The organism is uncultured Paraglaciecola sp., assembly GCF_913020055.1.
Taxonomy (GTDB): Bacteria; Pseudomonadota; Gammaproteobacteria; order Enterobacterales; family Alteromonadaceae; genus Paraglaciecola.
On sequence record NZ_CAJWCF010000005.1, the window covers coordinates 13,360 to 34,961 of the forward strand.

Annotated in this window: 21 protein-coding genes and 1 tRNA gene; 11 read left to right on the forward strand and 11 right to left on the reverse strand. The window is 40.9% G+C overall.

Going from position 1 to position 21,602, the window contains the following annotated elements:
• Positions 1–4: 4 nt before the first annotated feature.
• From kynU to QZ488_RS01970, 3 genes are all read right to left on the reverse strand, one after another.
• Positions 5–1,240, reverse strand: a complete 1,236-nt coding sequence (gene kynU, locus QZ488_RS01960) for a kynureninase (RefSeq protein ID WP_293745955.1) — start codon at positions 1,238–1,240, stop codon at positions 5–7.
• Positions 1,237–2,037, reverse strand: a complete 801-nt coding sequence (locus QZ488_RS01965) for an alpha/beta hydrolase (protein WP_293746023.1) — start codon at positions 2,035–2,037, stop codon at positions 1,237–1,239. The genes kynU and QZ488_RS01965 overlap by 4 nt, the downstream gene beginning before the upstream one ends.
• 117 nt (positions 2,038–2,154) lie before the next feature.
• Positions 2,155–3,345 (reverse strand): acetyl-CoA C-acyltransferase, encoded by a 1,191-nt coding sequence (locus tag QZ488_RS01970; RefSeq protein ID WP_293745956.1) that lies wholly within the window; start codon positions 3,343–3,345, stop codon positions 2,155–2,157.
• A gap of 202 nt (positions 3,346–3,547) precedes the next feature.
• Here QZ488_RS01970 and QZ488_RS01975 point away from each other — a divergent pair, with 202 nt between their 5' ends.
• The 9 genes from QZ488_RS01975 (at position 3,548) to QZ488_RS02015 (ending at position 12,146) form a co-directional block, all read left to right on the forward strand.
• Complete coding sequence (locus QZ488_RS01975; protein WP_293745957.1) at positions 3,548–3,958, forward strand: MerR family DNA-binding transcriptional regulator; 411 nt, start codon at positions 3,548–3,550, stop codon at positions 3,956–3,958.
• Positions 3,955–5,124: an isovaleryl-CoA dehydrogenase gene (locus tag QZ488_RS01980; RefSeq protein ID WP_293745958.1), complete on the forward strand. Its 1,170-nt coding sequence runs from the start codon at positions 3,955–3,957 to the stop codon at positions 5,122–5,124. Before QZ488_RS01975 ends, QZ488_RS01980 begins: the two co-directional genes overlap by 4 nt.
• 32 nt (positions 5,125–5,156) lie before the next feature.
• Positions 5,157–6,764 (forward strand): carboxyl transferase domain-containing protein, encoded by a 1,608-nt coding sequence (locus QZ488_RS01985; RefSeq protein ID WP_293745959.1) that lies wholly within the window; start codon positions 5,157–5,159, stop codon positions 6,762–6,764.
• Positions 6,765–6,777: 13 nt separating this feature from the next.
• Positions 6,778–7,572 (forward strand): enoyl-CoA hydratase/isomerase family protein, encoded by a 795-nt coding sequence (locus tag QZ488_RS01990; RefSeq protein ID WP_293745960.1) that lies wholly within the window; start codon positions 6,778–6,780, stop codon positions 7,570–7,572.
• A 3-nt stretch (positions 7,573–7,575) separates the two neighbouring features.
• The gene (locus QZ488_RS01995; protein ID WP_293745961.1) at positions 7,576–9,582 is read left to right on the forward strand and encodes an acetyl/propionyl/methylcrotonyl-CoA carboxylase subunit alpha; all 2,007 of its coding nucleotides are present in this window, start codon (positions 7,576–7,578) and stop codon (positions 9,580–9,582) included.
• Between the two features lie 4 nt (positions 9,583–9,586).
• Positions 9,587–10,480, forward strand: coding sequence for a hydroxymethylglutaryl-CoA lyase (locus QZ488_RS02000; RefSeq protein ID WP_293745962.1), 894 nt, complete (start codon positions 9,587–9,589; stop codon positions 10,478–10,480).
• A gap of 14 nt (positions 10,481–10,494) precedes the next feature.
• Positions 10,495–10,740 (forward strand): hypothetical protein, encoded by a 246-nt coding sequence (locus QZ488_RS02005; protein WP_293745963.1) that lies wholly within the window; start codon positions 10,495–10,497, stop codon positions 10,738–10,740.
• 73 nt (positions 10,741–10,813) lie between these two features.
• A complete protein-coding gene (lgt, locus tag QZ488_RS02010) occupies positions 10,814–11,596 on the forward strand; it encodes a prolipoprotein diacylglyceryl transferase (RefSeq protein WP_293745964.1) in 783 nt (260 codons plus the stop codon).
• Positions 11,597–11,765: 169 nt separating this feature from the next.
• Entirely contained in the window at positions 11,766–12,146 is a 381-nt protein-coding gene (locus QZ488_RS02015; RefSeq protein ID WP_293745965.1) for a response regulator, read from the forward strand.
• 13 nt (positions 12,147–12,159) lie between these two features.
• Here QZ488_RS02015 and QZ488_RS02020 read toward each other — a convergent pair whose 3' ends face one another.
• Positions 12,160–12,573: a hypothetical protein gene (locus tag QZ488_RS02020; RefSeq protein WP_293745966.1), complete on the reverse strand. Its 414-nt coding sequence runs from the start codon at positions 12,571–12,573 to the stop codon at positions 12,160–12,162.
• A 126-nt stretch (positions 12,574–12,699) separates the two neighbouring features.
• Entirely contained in the window at positions 12,700–13,644 is a 945-nt protein-coding gene (locus QZ488_RS02025; RefSeq protein WP_293745967.1) for a helix-turn-helix domain-containing protein, read from the reverse strand.
• A 383-nt stretch (positions 13,645–14,027) separates the two neighbouring features.
• Between QZ488_RS02025 and glgC the strand changes: the two genes are divergently transcribed.
• Positions 14,028–15,290 carry a glucose-1-phosphate adenylyltransferase gene (glgC, locus tag QZ488_RS02030; protein ID WP_293745968.1) on the forward strand — a complete coding sequence of 421 codons (1,263 nt, stop codon included), beginning with the start codon at positions 14,028–14,030 and terminating at the stop codon, positions 15,288–15,290.
• Positions 15,291–15,349: 59 nt separating this feature from the next.
• Here glgC and QZ488_RS02035 read toward each other — a convergent pair whose 3' ends face one another.
• Both QZ488_RS02035 and QZ488_RS02040 read right to left on the reverse strand, forming a co-directional pair.
• Positions 15,350–16,165 carry an alpha/beta hydrolase gene (locus QZ488_RS02035; protein ID WP_293745969.1) on the reverse strand — a complete coding sequence of 272 codons (816 nt, stop codon included), beginning with the start codon at positions 16,163–16,165 and terminating at the stop codon, positions 15,350–15,352.
• A 147-nt stretch (positions 16,166–16,312) separates the two neighbouring features.
• A complete protein-coding gene (locus QZ488_RS02040) occupies positions 16,313–17,635 on the reverse strand; it encodes an MFS transporter (protein WP_293745970.1) in 1,323 nt (440 codons plus the stop codon).
• 215 nt (positions 17,636–17,850) lie between these two features.
• On the opposite strand from QZ488_RS02040, the gene QZ488_RS02045 reads away from it, so the two are divergent.
• A complete protein-coding gene (locus QZ488_RS02045) occupies positions 17,851–18,660 on the forward strand; it encodes a thioesterase family protein (RefSeq protein ID WP_293745971.1) in 810 nt (269 codons plus the stop codon).
• Between the two features lie 58 nt (positions 18,661–18,718).
• Here QZ488_RS02045 and QZ488_RS02050 read toward each other — a convergent pair whose 3' ends face one another.
• The 4 genes from QZ488_RS02050 to pal form a co-directional block, all read right to left on the reverse strand.
• A complete protein-coding gene (locus tag QZ488_RS02050) occupies positions 18,719–19,564 on the reverse strand; it encodes an HDOD domain-containing protein (RefSeq protein ID WP_293745972.1) in 846 nt (281 codons plus the stop codon).
• 362 nt (positions 19,565–19,926) lie between these two features.
• Positions 19,927–20,002 (reverse strand) — tRNA-Lys (locus QZ488_RS02055).
• A 231-nt stretch (positions 20,003–20,233) separates the two neighbouring features.
• Positions 20,234–20,980, reverse strand: coding sequence for a tol-pal system protein YbgF (ybgF, locus tag QZ488_RS02060; protein WP_293745973.1), 747 nt, complete (start codon positions 20,978–20,980; stop codon positions 20,234–20,236).
• A gap of 15 nt (positions 20,981–20,995) precedes the next feature.
• Positions 20,996–21,562 carry a peptidoglycan-associated lipoprotein Pal gene (pal, locus tag QZ488_RS02065; RefSeq protein WP_293745974.1) on the reverse strand — a complete coding sequence of 189 codons (567 nt, stop codon included), beginning with the start codon at positions 21,560–21,562 and terminating at the stop codon, positions 20,996–20,998.
• Positions 21,563–21,602: the final 40 nt, after the last annotated feature.

Sequence of the window (21,602 nt, forward strand, 5' to 3'; positions counted from 1 at the left end):
AATCCTAAGTCACTTTTAAACTAATATTAAAACGATCTGCTTTATATAATTCAGTTTCTACAATACTTGCCAAGGTGGTCACTGCCTGCCATACATCTTCAAACGAGGTATACAGTGGTGTGAAACCAAAGCGTAATATATTTGGAGCACGAAAATCAGCTATCACGCCTTTTTCAATTAACGCTTGGCAAATGGCAAAGGCATCATTGTGTGAGAAAGCTAACTGACTGCCTCTTTGTTTAGCAGTATTCGGCGAACATAGGATCAAGTCATGCAAACATTCATGCATGTGAATAAGCCCTAAAAATAGGTCCGCTAAGGCAATAGATTTATTTCGAATCTGCTGCATATTCACATCCTGCCAAACATCAAGTGCTGCATCCAAGGCACTCATTGCCAGCACGCTAGGGGTACCACACTGAAATTGATTGATACTGTCTGCTGCTTGGTATTCGGGTTCAAATGCAAAAGGGTTAGCATGACCCATCCAGCCCGATAATGGCTGCTTAACCGCTGTTTGGTGATGTTTGGCTACATATAAAAAAGCCGGTGAACCAGGTCCAGCATTTAAATATTTGTAACCACAACCAACAGCAAAGTCCACCTGACACTTATCTAACTCTACAGGCAATGCTCCGGCGCTATGAGCTAAGTCCCAAATCACCAGAATTCCTTTGTCATGAGCGAGTTGGGTCAGCTTTGCCATATCCAGTAATTTCCCCGTTCGAAAATTTACCTGAGTCAATAACAAGACTGCCACTGACTCTGTCATGCTCTGCTGAATCAACTGCTCTTCGACTAGTTGTAATTGACACAAGTCAGGCCCTAACAAATCACTCAGCCCTTGCACCATATACAAATCAGTTGGGAAATTATCTTTTGTAGACAACACCACACTTCGATCTGAACTAAGAGTCAGTGCACTGCATAACAACTTAAATAGATTCACAGAGATAGAATCACAACAGATGACTTGACCTTTAGCCGCACCAATAAGTGGCGCTATTTTTTCACCAACCTTTATTGGTAAATCAATCCAGTTATGTTTATTCCAACTTTTAATTAAGTCGTTTCCCCATTGCTGGCTAACCACCTCTGCCACTCTCGATTTAACCGATTTAGGCAAAGCCCCTAATGAATTTCCATCCAAGTAGAGAGTGTCAACAGGAAGGTCGAACTCAAGGCGCTTTTTTGCCAAGGGATCTGCTTTATCTAGTGCAATAATCTCGTCAATATTCATTTTGTTAAGTCTCTTAAACGTTGAGTCAGTGTGCTAAAACCCTCAGAACCAGGATGAATCCAATCAAAATGCCCCACGTCATCTAATATAATGATCTTACGATCTAACTTATCCAACTCAAACGCGGGAACAATATTATCTTTACCACCTTGTAAAATAACGGTATTGATATGTAACGGCTGCTTACTCGGATTAGCCAAATCGTATTGCTCGGGTAAGTCTTTGGGTAGCCCTTGCATAAAATTTTTGGTGACTTGCTGGCAACTATTTTCGCCCGCAGCATACTGTTCGATATCTGTAATTGCGGCTAAACCAATCACACCTCTAAGATTGTTTATTTCACCTCCAGCGAGCAAGGCTAAATGCCCCCCCGCAGAATGACCGACTAATACTGTACTGGCTAAATCAAATTCACTGTTATTGTATTTGCCCGCCGCTAAAATCCCCGCTTTAACATCATCATAAGTACCAGGCCACCCTCCGCCTTTATCTCCAGTACGACGATACTCTAATGACCATACATTGAAGCCGGCTTGAACTAATCCAGTGCTTAACGCATAGGTATGTTGGATATCGTAGGCACTTAACCAGCAACCACCGTGGATCAAAACAACCAATGGTTTTTGTGCTGCAGTGTCAAGTTCGTTGGCTCGCCAGAGTAAGGCGTATTGCAAAGGGTCCGCACCATAAACAATCTTTTGATCAGCTGGCGAGAATGACAAGGCAGCAACTTTTGAGTAGGCGACATTGCTGTCCACTTTTGCAAAGGTGATTTTGGGTGGTGAAGCGCTGGCGATTATCGAAAAAATGCACAGTGATAATGTTATTAACCAATTCAAAATAGTTGTTTCCTTAAATAAAAAAGCAGTGTTAAAAATAACACTGCTTGTATACCCACTAAACCGACATTTGGATTAGATCATTTCAACTGCGATTGCGGTCGCTTCGCCTCCGCCAATACATAATGATGCTATGCCTCTTTTTAGATTTTTTTGTTTAAGGGCATGTAACAAGGTGACAATCACTCGTGCACCAGAGGCGCCAATAGGATGACCAAGGGCACAGGCACCACCTTTGATGTTTACCTTATCTGAGTTTAGCCCAAGCTCTTTTATTGCCAGCATAGTCACCATGGCAAAGGCTTCATTAATTTCAAATAAATCTACATCTTCGTGGGACCAACCGGTTTTTGCAAAAAGTTTTTGCATGGCACCTACTGGAGCCACGGTAAAATTTTCTGGTTCAATGGCATGCGAGCTGTGGGCCACAATTTTAGCTATTGGAGTTAAACCTAGTGCGTGTGCTTTACTCGCAGACATGACCAACAAAGCAGCCGCACCGTCAGAAATCGAGCTTGAGTTTGCAGCAGTTACGGTGCCATCCTTTTTAAAGGCTGGGCGCAAAGTGGGTATTTTTTCAGGTTTGGCTTGTTTGGGTCCATCATCACTATCAACAACAACATCGCCTTTGCGGTTTTTGATGGTAACGGGTGTAATTTCATCAACGAATAAACCCGCTTCTTGAGCACTGTTGGCCTTTTGTAAACTTGCTAGTGCAAATTCATCCATTTGTTCCCGTGTGATACCTTCAGCATCAGCTGTTGCTTGAGCGAAACACCCCATAGCTTGTCCATCATAAGCGTTTTCTAAGCCATCAAGCATCATGTGATCTAACACCTGCCCATGTCCCATACGATATCCTACACGGCCCTTTGGCAATAAATAAGGTGCATTGCTCATGCTTTCCATGCCGCCTGCCACGATTGCTTCCGCGGTACCCGCTTTGATCAGATCGTGAGCTAACATCAAAGCTTTCATACCGGAACCGCATACTTTATTTATAGTGGTAACACCACTAGATAACGGCAACCCCGCTTTTAAAGAAGCCTGTCTAGCGGGCGATTGTCCTAAACCGGCTGGTAATACGCAGCCCATTATTACTTCATCGATATGTGACGATACCGCAGCTGAGTCTTGCGTTTCTTCTAGTACAGCTTGAATCGCGCTGGCTCCCATTTCAGTAGTGGTCATTGGTGACAAACTACCCATAAACCCACCCATAGGTGTGCGCTTGGCCGATACAATTACAATAGTATTATCAGACATAAAAACTCCTAAATGTTGCTCTATTCACTAAACTTTTTAATCTTTAGCGTACAGGAATTTGCACGCTTTGGATTTTATTACGCATACTGACTTAGCCAATATATGCATTGCAAGATTGATTTTAAAACCCTAACACTTTACATTGACTTTCAGTTTACGTAAACGTAAACCTTATTAACGTTTTTACCGAGATGAATAAATGATGAGTGAACGAACCTTCAGCATAGGCGAACTAGCCAAATCAATGGATATTACACCACGCTCTATTCGCTTTTATGAAGAGCAAGGTTTATTGAACCCCACTCGAAATGGTCAGAACCGTATTTATCTTAAAAAAGACCAAGTGCGACTAAAGTTGGTTTTACGTGGTAAACGTTTGGGGTTTTCATTAGCAGAAACCAAAACCTTATTTGACTTATATGACAGTCACCAAAATTCAAAAGTACAGCTTGAAGCTATGCTTAAGATGACCGCTACTAAGCGAGCTCATATGCAACAACAACTAGAAGACATTGAAATGTTAAAAGTAGAGCTCGAAGACGTAGAAGCTCGCTGCCAAGACGAACTCAATGCCTTAACACTCACCACCTTAAAGCAAGGACAATCCGCATGAATGCTCCCTACCCAACTCTAAACTTTGGTCTCGGTGAAGACATCGATATGTTACGTGACCACGTAAATAACTTCGCTCAAGGTGAAATTGCACCTTTGGCTGAAAAAGCCGATCAAGCTAACAGTTTTCCCAATGAATTATGGCCAAAACTCGGTGAGATGGGATTACTCGGTGTAACGGTTGCCGAGCAATATGGTGGATCAGACATGGGGTATTTGGCACATGTTATCGCAATGGAAGAAGTGAGCCGAGCATCTGCAGGCATTGGCCTAAGTTATGGTGCGCACTCTAATTTATGTGTTAACCAAATTCATAAGAACGGAAGCGAAGCACAAAAACAAAAGTACTTACCCAAGTTAGTTAGCGGTGAACACATTGGTGCTTTGGCAATGAGCGAGCCAAACGCTGGCTCTGATGTAGTGAGCATGAAACTACGTGCAGACAAACGTGGTGATGTGTATGTGTTAAATGGCAACAAGATGTGGATCACTAATGGTCCTGATGCGCATACCTTTGTAGTGTACGCCAAAACAGATATAGCAGCAGGTGCCAAAGGCATGACAGCCTTTATTGTTGATCGTGGTACCCCAGGTTTTAGTCAGGCACAAAAACTAGATAAATTAGGTATGCGCTCATCCAACACCTGCGAATTGGTATTTCAAGATTGTGAAGTGCCTGCAGAAAACATCTTAGGCCAAGAAGGCGGTGGTGTACGAGTATTAATGAGTGGTTTGGATTACGAACGTGTAGTTTTATCCGGTGGACCGCTAGGCATTATGCAAGCGTGTATGGACTTAGTTGTGCCTTACATCCATGACCGTAAGCAGTTTGGTCAATCTATTGGTGAGTTCCAATTAGTCCAAGGAAAAGTGGCTGATATGTATACTCAGATGAATGCTGCTAGAGCTTATGTTTACGCCGTCGCTCGGTCTTGTGATAGAGGTGAAACGACCCGTAAAGATGCAGCAGGCGCGATCCTTTATTCTGCAGAGCTGGCAACAAAAATGGCCTTGGATGCCATTCAGCTGCTAGGTGGTAATGGTTATATTAACGAATTTCCAGCGGGTCGATTATTGCGAGACGCGAAGTTATATGAAATTGGTGCCGGCACGTCTGAAATTCGTAGAATGTTGATTGGTCGTGAGTTGTTTAAAGAGTCTACCTAAATTCTTCTATTGCAAATAACTGGAGCAATACTGTGCCTAAAATCATCAGTAAGTTAAATACCAAAAGCCAAGAATTTTTGGCTAACGCTTCGCATATGCAAGCGCAAGTCGATGACTTAAAAACTAAGATTGCAGCAATCAAACTCGGTGGTGGCGAAAAAGCTAACCAAAGGCATCTTGATCGTGGGAAATTACTTCCAAGAGAGCGGATCAATGCCCTACTCGATTCAGGGTCTCCCTTCCTAGAACTATCGCAACTTGCTGCCTATGAAGTGTATGAAGACAACGTGCCTGCTGCAGGTGTTATTGCAGGCATAGGTCGTGTGTCTAGTGTTGAATGTATGATTGTGGCCAATGATGCCACAGTAAAAGGCGGGAGTTATTATCCCCTCTCCGTTAAAAAACATTTACGTGCACAAACCATCGCTGAACAGAATAATTTGCCGTGTATTTATTTGGTAGATTCAGGTGGGGCTAACCTGCCCCGTCAAGATGAAGTATTTCCCGACAGAGAACATTTTGGTCGAATATTCTTTAACCAAGCCAACTTATCAGCACAAAACATCCCGCAAATAGCTGTAGTTATGGGCTCTTGTACAGCAGGTGGCGCATACGTGCCTGCTATGGCAGATGAGTCCATTATTGTTAAACAACAAGGCACGATATTTTTAGGTGGCCCGCCGTTAGTGAAAGCGGCTACTGGTGAAGTAGTAAGTGCAGAAGACTTAGGCGGAGGTGATGTACATTGTCGCACATCAGGTGTGGTCGATCATTTAGCCAACAACGACCATCACGCATTAAAAATTGCCAGAGATGCAATCGCTAGATTAAACCGTAAAAAATCAATTGAACTCGATGTCGTTGAACCTGTTGAACCAAACTATTCCAGTGATGAAATTTATGGGGTAATACCCAAAGATAAGCGCCAACCTTATGACGTAAGAGAAGTCATCGCCAGGGTGGTAGATAACTCAGAATTTGATGAATTTAAAGCCTTATACGGTCAAACATTGATCTGCGGTTTTGCTAGAATTTTTGGCTATCCAGTGGGTATTGTTGCCAACAACGGTATTTTGTTTTCAGAATCCGCACAAAAAGGCGCGCACTTTATTGAGCTCTGTGCACAACGCAAAATTCCTTTGGTATTTTTACAAAACATTACCGGCTTTATGGTCGGTAAACAATATGAAGCAGGCGGAATAGCAAAACATGGGGCCAAAATGGTCACAGCTGTGGCGTGCGCCAAAGTACCTAAATTTACCGTTCTTATTGGCGGCAGTTTTGGTGCAGGTAACTACGGCATGTGTGGCCGTGCTTACGATCCTCGGTTTATGTTTATGTGGCCAAACGCGCGTATTTCAGTCATGGGCGGAGAACAAGCTGCAGGTGTATTGGCGCAAGTTAAGCGAGAACAAAAAGAACGCGTCAATGAGCAATGGAGTGCTGAGCAAGAAACACAGTTCAAACAACCCATTATTGACACCTATGAAACACAAGGTCACCCCTATTACGCTTCGGCGCGTTTATGGGACGACGGTGTAATCGATCCGGCTGACACCCGTCAGGTGTTAGGTTTGTGTATTTCAGCCAGCTTAAATAAACCTATTGAGGACACCCGTTTTGGTGTCTTTAGAATGTAGGGATGAGAATGTAATGAATTCAACCGATAAAGTGCTATTTGATATTGATAAAAGAGGTGTGGCAACTGTCACCTTAAATCAGCCTGACATTCATAATGCCTTCGATGACAAGTTGATTGCTCAGCTGACTGACATATTTACTCACATTGATCAAAACTCAAACATTAGGGTGATGGTACTTGCGTCTACGGGCAAAAGTTTTAGTGCTGGCGCTGATTTAAACTGGATGCGGCGTATGGCCACTTACAGCTACGAACAGAACCTAGCCGATGCGAATGCGCTGGCCAGCATGTTTCAAATTTTAAACAGCATTGATAAACCTACCATTGCCAGAGTACAAGGTGCTGCTTTTGGCGGTGCTGTTGGGCTAGTTGCCTGTTGTGATATGGCCATTGCCAGTAAATTAAGTAAGTTTTGTTTAAGTGAAGTGAAGCTAGGATTAATCCCTGCCACCATTAGCCCTTATGTAATCGACGCTATTGGTGCAAGAGTTGCCAGACGCTACTTTACCACCGCCGAGGTATTTTCTGCGCGCCGGGCTAGACGTTTAGGCTTGCTTAGCGAAGCGGTAGTAGAAGAAGAACTAGACAGCACAATTGACAACTTAATTGAGCATCTTCTGAAAAACTCACCCGCTGCTATCCTAGAAGCTAAAAAGCTCATCTTGGAAATACAAAACAAACCGATTTCAGAGGATATGATCGCAATGACTAGCGACAAAATTGCAAAAATTAGAGTCTCTGAACAAGGTCAAGAAGGCCTCAATGCATTTCTACAAAAACGCCGCGCTAACTGGGTAATGGAGTAATCTATGTTCACTAAATTATTAATTGCCAATCGCGGAGAAATTAGCTGCCGCATCATCAAAACCGCAAAACGTATGGGCATATTAACGGTTGCTTTATATTCAGATGCCGACCAACACTCTTTACACGTAAAGATGGCCGACGAAGCTATTCATGTCGGTCCTGCACCTTCTAAAGACAGCTACCTTCAAGCAGAAAAAATCATTCAAATTGCACTAAAAGTTGGTGCCGATGCGATCCATCCTGGTTACGGTTTTTTATCAGAAAATGCCACTTTTGCTAATCTGTGCCAGAAAAACAATATTGTATTTGTTGGCCCTCCGGTTAGCGCTATTCAAGCAATGGGTTCAAAATCTGCGGCCAAACAGATCATGGAGAAAGCTAAAGTTCCATTAGTACCTGGCTACCATGGAGATGATCAAAGTGTACAGGGCTTAAAGTCTCACGCAGACAAAATGGGCTATCCTGTTTTACTCAAAGCCGCCGCCGGTGGTGGTGGTAAAGGTATGCGTCAAGTTTGGCAGGAAACTGAGTTTAACGATGCATTAGCAGCTGCCAAACGTGAAGCGATGTCAAGTTTTAACGATGACCTAATGTTAGTCGAAAAATACCTGACTGCTCCACGTCATGTAGAGATACAAGTATTCTGTGACAATTTTGGCGATGGCGTTTATCTATTTGAACGAGACTGTTCGGTGCAACGTCGTCATCAGAAAGTCATCGAGGAAGCCCCTGCTTTTGGTATGACCGAAGAATTACGTAAACAGATGGGTGAAGCCGCATTAAAAGCCGCAAAGGCAATCAATTACGCGGGAGCAGGCACAGTAGAGTTTTTGTTAGACAGTGATGGGCAATTCTACTTTATGGAAATGAATACCCGTTTGCAGGTTGAGCATCCCGTAACCGAAATGATCACAGGTCAAGATTTAGTTGAATGGCAATTACGCGTCGCCAACAATGAGTCTTTACCCTTAACACAAGACGCCTTACGTATTCATGGTCACGCTTTTGAAGCCAGAATTTATGCGGAAGATCCTAATAATGACTTTTTACCTGCTACCGGCAAGCTATCCCTGTTGCAACCACCGATTGAATCCGAACATGTTCGAGTAGATACCGGTGTAGTACAGGGTGATGAAGTATCTGTTTTTTATGATCCCATGATCGCAAAGTTAATTGTGTGGGACGAAAACCGCGATAAAGCCCTTGCTAGATTAACGAAAGCTTTAACCGAATATCATATTGATGGTGTGGTTACTAATATTGAATTTTTGTATAACTTAGCCAACAGTGCGCCCTTTAAAGCAGAACAAATAGACACTGGTTTTATAGATAAAAATCAAGATTTGTTAATGCTGAATAATGCACAAGATATTAACGCTTTATTACCAATGGCAGCTTTGTACGTGATGTTAAGCAGCCAACAAAATAATACATCTATTCAACAAGACCGATTTTCTCCTTGGTCACTTGGCAATGCATGGCGGGCGAACGAGCAACACCTTCATAACCTAGAATTAGTGGTGGGCGAAACCTCGTTTTCTGTTCAAGTCAGCCAAAAGGGGGTTGGAAATAGCAGCATATTTGAGATTAGAATCGACCAGCAAGATTACCATTGCACGGGGGCCATTGAAAAAAGTCAGCTAATTTCCACAATCAATGGTCACAAAACCGTTGCCAATGTGAATGCTAGCCAAGAAGGCTATTCGATATTTTGCAATGGTAAGGTCATTCGTTTTAGATCACTGCAGGCTGATCTGGGAGATACGCAAGATACCGCTTCAGATACTGGCTTTATCGCGCCGATGAACGGCACAGTGGTTGCCATTTTAGTCGAACCCAACCAGCAGGTTGAACAAGGCCAAACGTTAATGATTATGGAAGCCATGAAAATGGAACACAGCTTAAAAGCACACGCTTCGGGTTGTGTCAGTGAATTCTATTTTAAAGCGGGTGATTTAGTCGATGGTGGTGTCGAATTATTAGCTTTTCAACCCATTCAAGAGTCATAAGATAATGTTACCTAAGTCGGTGAAAATAGTCGAAGTTGGTCCAAGAGACGGCTTACAAAATGAGCAAGGTATGGTGCCATTAGCCGCTAAAATAGCCCTAATTGAACAACTGGCTGATGCAGGTTGCACTGTAATTGAAACGGGTAGTTTTGTTTCACCGAAGTGGGTGCCGCAAATGGCTGACAGTACCGCGGTGTTTCAACAAATTAAACGGCAAAATAATGTGCGTTATACCGCCCTGACGCCAAATTTACGGGGATTAGAGGCTGCGATTGAAGCGCAAGCAGATGAAGTCGCTATTTTTGGTGCCGCATCAGAAGCCTTTTCACAAAAAAATATTAATTGCTCTATCGCTGAAAGTCTTGAGCGATTTTTACCCGTGATTGAGCTGGCACAAAAACATCAACTTCCCGTTAGGGGTTACGTATCTTGTGTATTGGGTTGTCCCTACGAAGGGCACATTGCGCCTGAAAAAGTAGCTCAAGTCAGTAAACAATTAATTGATATGGGCTGCTACGAAGTGTCTTTGGGCGATACGATTGGTGTGGGTACACCCGTAAAAACACAGCAGATGTTGAACACAGTATTAAATCTTATTCCTGAAAATAAACTGGCGGTACATTTTCACGATACCTATGGCCAAGCACTGGCAAATATTTTGATTGCCTTACAACAAGGTATTTCAGTAGTAGACAGTGCTGTTTCAGGATTGGGCGGTTGTCCTTATGCAAAAGGTGCCTCTGGCAATGTTGCCACGGAAGACTTAATCTATATGTTAGACGGCATGAATATTAAAACCGGCATAGATCTTACAAAGCTAACTCATGCGGGACTAAACATGATGCAATCCTTAGGCAGACGGTCTAACTCTAAGGTAGCGCTAGCCCTAAACATATAAGGACAAAACTCCCTTTGACTGAACAACTTTCTGTACCCAAGGTATTGCCAGCAAATGTCAGAGTGATGATTGCATTAGTCGCATCACCCACTTTATTAGTAGTGGGTATGTTGCTGTACACACTATTTGTGGATGGTTGGCAAAAAATCAGTATCAGCATGATCATTTTTTCACTTCTATGTGTTTTGGCCTACTACACAGTCATAACAGGTCACCCACCTCGACTTCGATTAAAAAATCCCAAGCAAAACGGTGTGTGAAAAAACGCATTCAGGTACAATCTTAAAACTTATCACTTTATTTTTTACGTAAACATCAGTAGGACTAGATTGAATGGAATTTTTCACTTGGGATGTTAACCCAGTATTAGTCGAATTTTTTGGATTAAAAATACATTGGTATGGTGCTTTATTTGCCACCGCAATTTTAGCCGGTTTACAAGTCATGAAATGGATATTCCAGCAAGAAAAAGTCAAATTGGAATTACTAGACTCATTGCTGATGCATTGTGTTTTCGGAATTATCGTGGGTGCCAGACTCGGTCATTGCTTATTCTACGACCCAGAATTTTATCTTAATAACCCACTGAAGATATTAGCCATCTGGGAGGGCGGATTGGCCAGCCATGGTGGTGGTTTAGGCGTGATCCTAGCGGTATATTTTTTCCAACGAAAACATAAAGTTGAATATTTGTGGTTATTAGACAGGCTAGCGATCGCCACTGCTCTATTTGGCTTTTTTGTTCGATTTGCTAATTTCATGAATTCCGAAATAATCGGAATTCAAACTGATGTGCCTTGGGCTGTGGTATTTTCTCGCATAGACCTACTACCTAGGCATCCAGCCCAACTATACGAATCATTGTCTTATTTGAGCATATTTATAGTGCTGGTATTACTCTATCGCTTTTCAAACATTAAGCGGCAATTAGGCGCTCTATTCGGCGCTTTTTTATGTCTAGTGTTCACTGCTAGATTCGCGATCGAATTCGTCAAAGTAAAACAAGCCGCATATACAGGAGACGTTTGGATTAGCACAGGACAAGCGCTGAGCATTCCATTTTTTATGGTCGGTATATATCTATTGTTAAGAGCATGGAATAAAAAGCGAACTTAAGAGACGAGATATCCATTCATATGCAGATGTTTTTGAATATGAATGTTTTTTTTCTTCTAACCTTTACGGCAGTTTTAAAAATTTAACCTTTTCAAAAGCCTAAGTTTAAGATTATGCTGTACTTTTTAAGCAATCAGCTGTCACTCTGTCACATACTCAAAACTATAACGTGGTTATTATTGATGATAATGAAATTGATTTAGAGCTACTGGCGCACGTTGTTTCTGATTTGACTGAGGTCAATGTAAACAAGTTTCAGCACGCATCGGAAGCACTTGATTTTTTAATTAACAAAAATAAGACTCGCATAGATCTGGTATTGTGTGATTATGAAATGCCTAAATATAATGGCTTAGATATATTAATTAAATTTAGAAAGAAAAATATATCAGTTCCTTTTATGTTTATTTCAGCTTTTAATAATGACGAGCTTACCAACCTATGTAAAAGTGAGGGTGCAACTGATCTTATCGTTAAACCTTTTGTCACTCACCAACTTTTGACTAAAATTGAGAAAGCATTAAATTACCAAGATGTTTTGCAAGCATAAAATTTACCAAGCTCTAAATAATTTGAGCTGAGGTGATTTTTTGCACTAACCACCAGGCAGCGTCCTCTCGATTAGAAAAAAAACGAAACGTATCGCCGGCTTTTGTATGTAATTCACTCAGATGGCGTTTTGCAAACTCTGGCGAATTAGACTCACCAACTAAAATAGCACTGGCGACATTGCCCTTCTTACGCTCATTTATAATTGTTTTGATTATGTGATCTGCGGCATCTGGCACATAAATCGGATCACCGTGTAATATAACTAACGACCCCCAAGGACTTCCGTACAAAGATTCTACCAAGGGTCCAAATCGATTATATGCATCTTTTACTGACTCTAGATTCCAAGGCCCACAACCTTCAATAAATAAAATTCTATCTTGAATATGTAAATCAAGACTTCCATGAACTGTAAAACCTGTCATTTAACTATCCTTAATAAACGCTACTCTCAAAAACGAATCTTCGATGCAGCATAAAATGCCTTAACCTACTGAATAGTAAACTAGTAAATTGTAGGTTTATCAAGCACTTTGGTTGATTTTTTTACTCTAAACTCCGATGTTTTTGAACTGTGACTGATATTGACTTGGCGCCACACCTACATATTTATTGAAGTTAAATCTTAATGTGATGCCATTATCATATCCAACTTTTGCGGCCAACTGTTCGATGGACAAATCTTCAATTTCTAACAATTGTTTAGCCAAATTGATCCTTTGCTGATTTATCCAAGCTTTAGGGCTAAGTCCTATGGAACGCTTAAAATGCCGATCAAAAGTACGCCGTGACATATTTTCCTGTTTAGCTAAATCGTCTACCGATAGGGGGTGATTTAGATGTTTAATTGCCCAGTCTAGTGTGCGACTAAAAGCGCCAGTATTTTTAGTCACTGGCGTTTCGATATATTGTGCCTGACCACCTTGCCTATGAGGCGATATAACAAGGCGTCTGGCCACCTGATTAGCTATTTCATGACCAAAATCTTGTCGAACTATGTCAATACCTAAATCTAAAGTGGCAGCACTGCCTGCAGAACAGCTTATATTTTGATCATGGGTATACAACACATCATTCATTAAATTGACTAGGGGAAATCGTTGTTTAAATATTTCGCTATAGCGCCAATGTGTTGTTGCGCTTTTATTTTGTAATAAGCCTAACTGAGCCAATAGAAAGGCTCCAGAGCAAAAACAAACAATTCGCCCTCCCCGTTTCGAGAACGAATTGATTTGTTCAGCCATATCTAAACGGACATGATTGTTTCGTGTATTCCAACTGGGGATCACTAATGTATGATAATGATTTAATGTCTGTATTGTTTTCGCAGAAATATTCACTCCACCTGTTGCTGCCAATAGGCCTTTCTCAAAACAAACCACCTCGGCATGATACCAATTGTCGTATTCTGGTCGTGGTAACGCGAAAATTTCAATCGCACATGCCAGTTCAAAAGTTGCGATTTTCTCAAATGCTAATATGGCGACTTTCAACATGTTTATTTCTCCTTGCCCTACTTCATTACTTGAAATGGCTTCAAACCAAAATAATCTAACTCATGAGTAACTTACCCTACGATTAGTATATTCAAAAAGAATAAAAGGTGAGTAGCGGTGTTAAGAGAGCTGTCGATAATAGAAAAATTAGCCATTAAATCACTTAGCACAATCATTGACTCATGCTTGGTTGAGCAATTTGTATAGGAATTAACCGTTTAAGTTAATTGTCAAGGACAACAAAGTCCAACTCATCGTAAACAGAGGACTTTAGGATTGAGTTAAGAGGGTTGTTGTGTAAACTGAACTTAGTATTTAAACAGTCAGTTAAGAGTCATGTAACACAATATTAAGCAATTTTATTTTTGATGGAGTAAGAATTTATGGCAAAACAACCATCTCGCTATATTAGTAATTTAACGCGCGATACTTACGCACTTATTCTAGCGGGGGGCAGAGGTTCGAGACTTTATGAGCTAACGAACTGGCGTGCAAAACCTGCCCTATATTTTGGGGGAAAGTTTCGAATCATTGATTTCCCCCTGTCTAATTGTATTAACTCAGGGATCCGCAATGTAGGTGTTGTTACACAATACAAATCCCACTCCTTAATCCGCCACCTTGTCAGAGGATGGGGACACTTCAAAAAAGAACTGGGAGAGTCAGTTGAAATTCTTCCTGCATCACAAAGGTTTTCAGATAACTGGTATGAAGGTACTGCAGATGCAGTCTTTCAAAACATCGACATTATCCGTGACGAATTACCTAAGTATGTGATGGTGTTATCTGGTGATCATATATATCGAATGGATTACGGCAACCTACTTGCGCAACATGCCGAGTCTGGTGCAAAAATGACAGTAAGTTGTATGCCAGTTCCTTTAGAAGAAGCAGCTGGACAGTTTGGTGTCATGTCGGTAGATGAAAATTTAAAAGTTATAGGCTTCGAAGAAAAGCCAGAACACCCGACACCTTTGCCTAACGATCCTACAAAATGTTTAGCTTCAATGGGCAATTACGTATTTGATACTGAATTTTTGTTTGAGCAGTTAAAAGCAGATTCCGAAACTTCAGGCTCTGAACGAGACTTCGGTAAAGATATTATTCCTTCAATCATCGAAGAAGGTTCAGTTTACGCCTTCCAATTCGAAAGTGATGGTGAACATGAAGCTTATTGGCGTGATGTAGGGACCTTAGATTCTTTCTGGCAAGCCAACATGGAATTGGTTGCGCCAGTACCTGCACTTAATTTATATGATAAAAAATGGCCTATTTGGACCTACCAAGAGCAATTACCTCCCGCCAAGTTTGTATGGGAAGAAGATAACCGCAGAGGTACAGCGATTAATTCAGTGGTGTCCGGTGGCTGTATAATTTCCGGGGCTACCTTACGCCGTAGTATATGTTTTTCAAACGTCAGAGTGCATTCTTATAGTGAAATAGAGGACTCTGTATTATTGCCAGACGTTGAAGTGCAGCGCAATTGTCGAATTAGAAAAGCGATTATTGACCGTGGTTGTATTGTTCCTGAAGGCACCACTATAGGTCATAGCCGTGAAGAAGATTTAGCCCGGGGTTTTAGAGTCTCAGAAAAAGGCGTGGTGTTGGTTACACGGGAAATGTTAGGGTTAAAAGTAGGTTACTAAGCTTTTCTCTTTAAAACACCAACACAGTTAATACAGAGCCGCTAATTAGCGGCTTTTTACTACCTAATCCCTGTATTCTCCCATAAACGAATTCTATCGCTAATGATTTTTGCGACTTGCTGTGGTTTTTCCATGGGGAACATATGCCCACCACCTTCAAAAATAACATGTTCAATCTTGCTCTTTTTAACAAAAGTCGCCAAAAGTGATGGGATACACACATCGCTATCACTGCCAGTAACAAGTAGCCCAGGAACGGTTAGGCGTTTGTAATATTGGTTAATATTATGTGGCACATTGCGATATATACTCGCCTCAATCTGCGCGTCAAAGTTAAGTTTTAATTGCCCCTCTCCTTCGTCAACTGCAGCTAATACGTAATCTTGGACACAGTCCAATTGAAATTTTTTGAATAAAGCTTTGTTCTTGAAGTAATCCACCAAGTCAGTACCTAAAGGCCAGCTTTGACAGCGAATTTTGGCTTTTCCTGCCGGTGAAACTTTATCAATTAACGGAGAATATTTTAATAGCTTAAATGCTATTCTAGCCAGCCCTGAGGCGATGGGCGGGTCGAGCATGATAACACCTTTGATTAAATCAGGCCTTTCACACGCGGCCATAAAAGACACAACAGCGCCCATTGAGTGGCCTACTGAATAAACAGGTTTGGCTACCTTATTGGTTAAATAATCAATCAACTCTGCCACTTGATTAGCTAAATTGGCATTCACCGGAAAACGTTCTGAGTGGGCAAATTTAGTTAAGGCAAACACCTCAAAATCATCGGGGAATTGATTGAAAATCTCTTGGTAGCTGCCAGCTGGAAACCCATTAGCATGGGCAAAGTGTAAATTAATATTTGTTGATTCAGTCATTTATAACCCGTTAGTTTGAATGAAATAAGGCTCCCATATGAGAGCCTTATTTTATGACTAATCCTTCAGTGATGTTCTAAATTAATAATCTCAAATACCCGCAGCTAGACCAAACAAACCTTAACAAACATGGGTTTGTCACTTTTGTTATCCATTACGAATTTCAGCAGCCTTCCAATCAGCCGGAATGTGCTTCGCAGTCCAAAAGAATGCGATAATCGACATGATGTAAGGCACTGCTAACCAAGATAAGGATAATCTTAACGCTTCTACTTCACCATGCTGCTCCGTGTAAAAGTTACTCACTATACCAATAAAAGTCGGTCCTCCACCCAAGGCAATGATATTTAACACAAAGAAGAATAACGCCGTAGACATCGCCCGAACTTTTACTGGGGCGAGAGTTTGCGCCAAAGCAAAAGAGGGTCCAAGATAAAATCCACTAGTAAAGAGCAAAATGGTCACCAGTGCGATAGACAATTCTAGTGATGCAACTTGTAATGAAAAGTAATACGCTGGTGCGCCTACTATCAAAGCTAATGCTGGCACTAGTCCGTATGCCCCTCTGTTAGTTTTTCCCCACTTATCAACCAATACACCGCCAAGCCAAACACCGCCTGCATAAGCAGTTCCATTGATAACTCCCAATATGATTAGGAATTGAGTGATATCTAAACCAGCGTGAGCACGCACGTAAAAATCAATCATCCAGGTAGATATAGCGTAATTACCAAAGGATCCGAAAGAAATAGCAAAACACATTCCCCACCAAGACTTAATAGATAATAGCGCCTTAATTGAATGCCATGATTTCCCCTGAGCCGAAGCCGTTTGCATATTACCACTACGAGCAGGTTCTTTGACCGTTAGCTTAAGCAAGATGGCCAATGCGATTCCTGGTAAACCAACCGCTATCATGACCATGCGCCAGTCAGCCTCTCCACCTCTGAGAAAAAATGCCGATGCAAAAAACGCCAACATAATACCAAATGGAATGCCCAACGAGTAAACAGCTAAAGCACCAGCGCGTTTTTCCTTGGGAAACAAATCTGAAATGATTGAATGGGAAGGCGGACTACCACCCGCCTCTCCAATACCAACGCCGATTCGGGCTAAAGCAAGTTGAGTGAAGTTTCCGGCTAAACCTGATGCAGCAGTAAAACCACTCCAAAGCGTCAGTGAAATTGCAACTATATTAACTCGACTATATCTATCCGCGAGCCAAGCAATAGGAATACCTAGGAGGGTATACAACAGAGCAAAGTAAATTCCTTTAAGCCAGCCCAATTGTGCATCGTCTAAACCCAAATCTGCCTTTATAAAAGGCGACAATATGCCTATTATTTGACGATCAATAAAATTAAACGCATAAATCAGAGTCAATATGAATAACACATAATTACGATAGCCATTTGAAATGGCTGTTGGACTTTCTTCGGATTCGCTACCCACTTTATCGTCACCTACCATCAATATACCCTCTGACCTACGTATTTAAATTCGTTCCTCATGTTACGGTTGCAGACCTAGTAATTTCAAGCTAATTTGTTAATTTTTTGTAAATATAACAAATAGTTATGTCCAATTATAAAGACATGAAATCATGCAACGTTAACTAATCATTAATATAAATAAATACAAATCAGGTCAGTTTATGACTAATTAATAACCGAGCAAATATCACCATGCATATTGATACATTGTTAAATTCTGTCAAACAGCAAGCAAAATCAAATCTTAAAGTTATAACACTATCAGTAGCCAGCAGCTGGTCTCAAGGTCGTACACTTTATGGTGGTATTTCAGCATCGATATTATATCAAGCCATGCGTGAAGCAGTTTCTCCAGAAAAAGTGATGCGTTCACTTAACACCAATTTTATTGGCCCTATAGAGCCGGATAGTGAGTTTAGCATCACCGTTGAAGTGCTAAGAGAGGGCAAGAATGTGACTCAGGTGGTAGCTCATCTAGTACAAGACAATAAAGTAGCAGTAATGAGCCAAGCGAGCTTTGGCATTGCCCGGCCATCTCAAATTATTGTATCGAATGACTTACAACACAAAATGGATTACCCACAAAAATCAGATTTTTCACCCAAAAATTCAAATGGAATACCCAAGTTTTTAGGACATTTCGATTTGGCGCAAACGAAAGGCGGGTTGCCCTTTACAGGTAAAAAAGACAGTGATGTGCACGGATGGATGCGTTTCAATAAAAAACCAAGTGACTTTTATGATGCTCATTTGGTTGCCTTAATCGACATATGGCCACCAACAGTTTTACAAATGTTAGATCTACCCGCTATGGCTAGTACAATGAGCTGGAATCTAGAGTTTATCCATCCACATCAAAAAAGTTCAGGAAGTGACTGGTTCGCTTACCAGGCTGAAACAAGGCAAGCGGCAGACGGTTATGCCCATACCGAGGCTAATATTTTTGACAAGCATGGCACTTTAGTGGCCATTAGCAGACAGGTAGTGGCAGTATTTGCCTAATTCAATGGCTAACTAATTACGCGCAAAGGCTAACTCTAATTAACCGCGCGCAATTTTTTTAGAATATCGTGAAAGAAGAAGGGCTAAATAAAGCTAAAACACTCATTAACTGTAAATTACTAAAGTCTAGTGCATCGTTAATATTCTCTATATCCACCCCTAGGCTTTCGTACATTTCCTCAGTAACATTCGCATGGGATGAATAGAATTCACCATTAACGTTATTTAGAGCTAATAAGTAAGCTAATTGAATAATTTTTTCCTCTTCGCTCTGAGCCGAGTGCTCATTAACATGTATTTTTGACACTATTTGCGAAATATCGTTGGGAATCCCCCAAATTTTCAATAGTTCAGATGAAATATCTGCATAAGAGAAACTCAAGTACTTTTTTTGCAACATCAAAGGCGTATTTTCACTTGAGATAGAGGCACATTTTTTCGCTACTTCTGGGTTTAACTGCACTAAAACCAATTCACCTATATTATGTAACAGGCCGCAAACAAACAATTTTTCCGGTTCTTTTAGGTTTATTTCTTCAGCGAGATATTTACATATTAAGGCGCAACTTACTGCTTGCTCCCAAAACTTTTCCGTATCGATTGTTTCTGGATCTATATCTTTAAAAGCGTTTGCCACGCCATAAGCTAAAACAAGATCATAGATTGAACGCGTACCAATAACCTGAATAGACTTTGTCACTGTGGTAATAGTGTGAGGGAATTTATACAAGGCGCTGTTAGAAATCTTTAAGACTTGTGACATGATGGCCGGATCATAATTAATCACTTCTGCAATATCGTCCATAGATGTCGCATCATCATCGATTAATTGCTTAACTTTTATCACAGCTTCAGGCAAAACAAATATATCACCAGCGTTTACAGCATATTCTTGTACATTCATTAATTTAGTACACCATTGGGTCTATTACATTGATTGTAATCTTAGATTAATTTTACTGCATGTCCAATCGTAACAAGTTATAAAAATATAACTGTAACAAGCAATACCAATCAACTAGGGTAGGTTAAATGCGACTTTTGGCGAGCGTTCACCACATATACATGTATAACTTAGCATGAAGACTATAGCTAGTGCATATTATGCTTAGCTTTAACTTGTTTTGTTAAGTGAACTTCTTACTTTATCGTTAAAAAATTTGATAGATATATTGAATTTGCGAGATGATGAACAATAAGTAGTGTTTCGATACTATAAAAATGTTTAGTTTTACGAATGTACTATAGGACTGAAGTAAAAAAAGATGGTGGGTCGTGCTGGATTCGAACCAGCGACCAATTGATTAAAAGTCAACTGCTCTACCAGCTGAGCTAACGACCCACTTTTCAATTTTTCTTTCCGCCTCACTGCGAGGGCGGCATATAATACTCAATTGAAACTTCAGTGCAAGCCAAATGGCATTATTATTTCAATAATTCCAACTGTTTGCTGAAAAACCGAACAATAGTCAATTTCACAATCCTTGATGGTTGAAAAAGTGACCTAAAACACCTGTGAATTTTTCAATTGTGTTTTAACAAAACAATCGAAATCTAACAGGAAACAGATTAATTAAATCCCTTTGAGTCGTTTTTCAGCTAACTTCGCTGAGGCCGAATCCGGAAATTCAGCAACAACTTGTTCCCAAAGCTGCTTAGCACGAGCAGCATTTGCTCGTTCCATTTCAGTTATTCCTAACTTCAGTGTAGCATCAGCTCTTTTACTTGAATCAGGGTAATCTGTAATTAACGACTGAAATTGTACACCTGCACCAGCCCAATCTTGTTTGTTAAACAATAACTGACCTAACCAATAATGTGCATTTGGCGTATAACTAGAACTTGGGAAGTTTTGTAAAAATGATTGAAACTCAGGTATAGCTTGATCATACAATCTATCTTTGAGGATCAAATTCACCGCTTTATCATAAGCTTCATTTTCATTCGACGATAAAGTAACGTCATCAGGCGTGGCTATAGTGTTAATAACAGTTGCTGGTATTGAAGAAGGCTGAGTATTAACCGCCTCAATACGTTTATCTATTTCCAGATAGAGTTCTCTTTGTCGCTCAAGAATTTTCTCTAACTGATAATTTTGCATTTCAATCGCACCACGAAGCTCATTCACCTCGTTTTGCATCACATCCAGCTGCTCTTGCTGTCGATGCTGTGCTTCTGTACGTGTCGAAAACTTTCTTTCCAGCTCTGTAATGCGTTGGTCGCTACTACCGCTGGTAACATCTGTCACAGGCGCAGGAGCCGCAATAACTGCGGCTCCATATAGCCCTAGCAAACTTATCGCTAAGGTGCGTTTCATCATATTAGACTTCTATTATTAGTAAACCAAAACACCACGGCGGTTTTCAGCAAAAGCCGCTTCAGATGTTCCATTGTTAACAGGTTTCTCTTCACCGTAAGACACAACGGATATTTGTGATGGGCTCACACCTGCATTCAATAGATAAGTTTGTACTGATTTAGCACGAGACTCACCCAAGGCAATATTATATTCAGGCGTACCGCGGCTATCACAATGACCTTCAATCACAACTGACTGCCCACTATTTTTCACTAAAAACGCAGCGTGTTGATCCAACACACTGTAGTACTCTGAACTAATATTTGCGCGGTCAAAGTCAAAGTAAACTAATTGATTATTTTCTAGCGCGACTAATTCTTGCTTCATTTCTTCTGCAGGAGTCAGCATAGGTTTAACGTTACCGGCTTCAACCATAGAATCACGTGCTTCTTGCGCTTTACGATCAGCTACTGCTTGCTCTTGGGCAATTCTTGCTTCTTCAGCGGCAACTTTGTCTGCACTTTCGTCTGTTGACGTACACGCCATCATAGTTACAACTGGAAGAGCGATAACCAACCCTTTAAAAATTTTATTTAGTTGCATTCTTTTTTCCTGTTTTTATAGAATTAAATATCAAATGTAA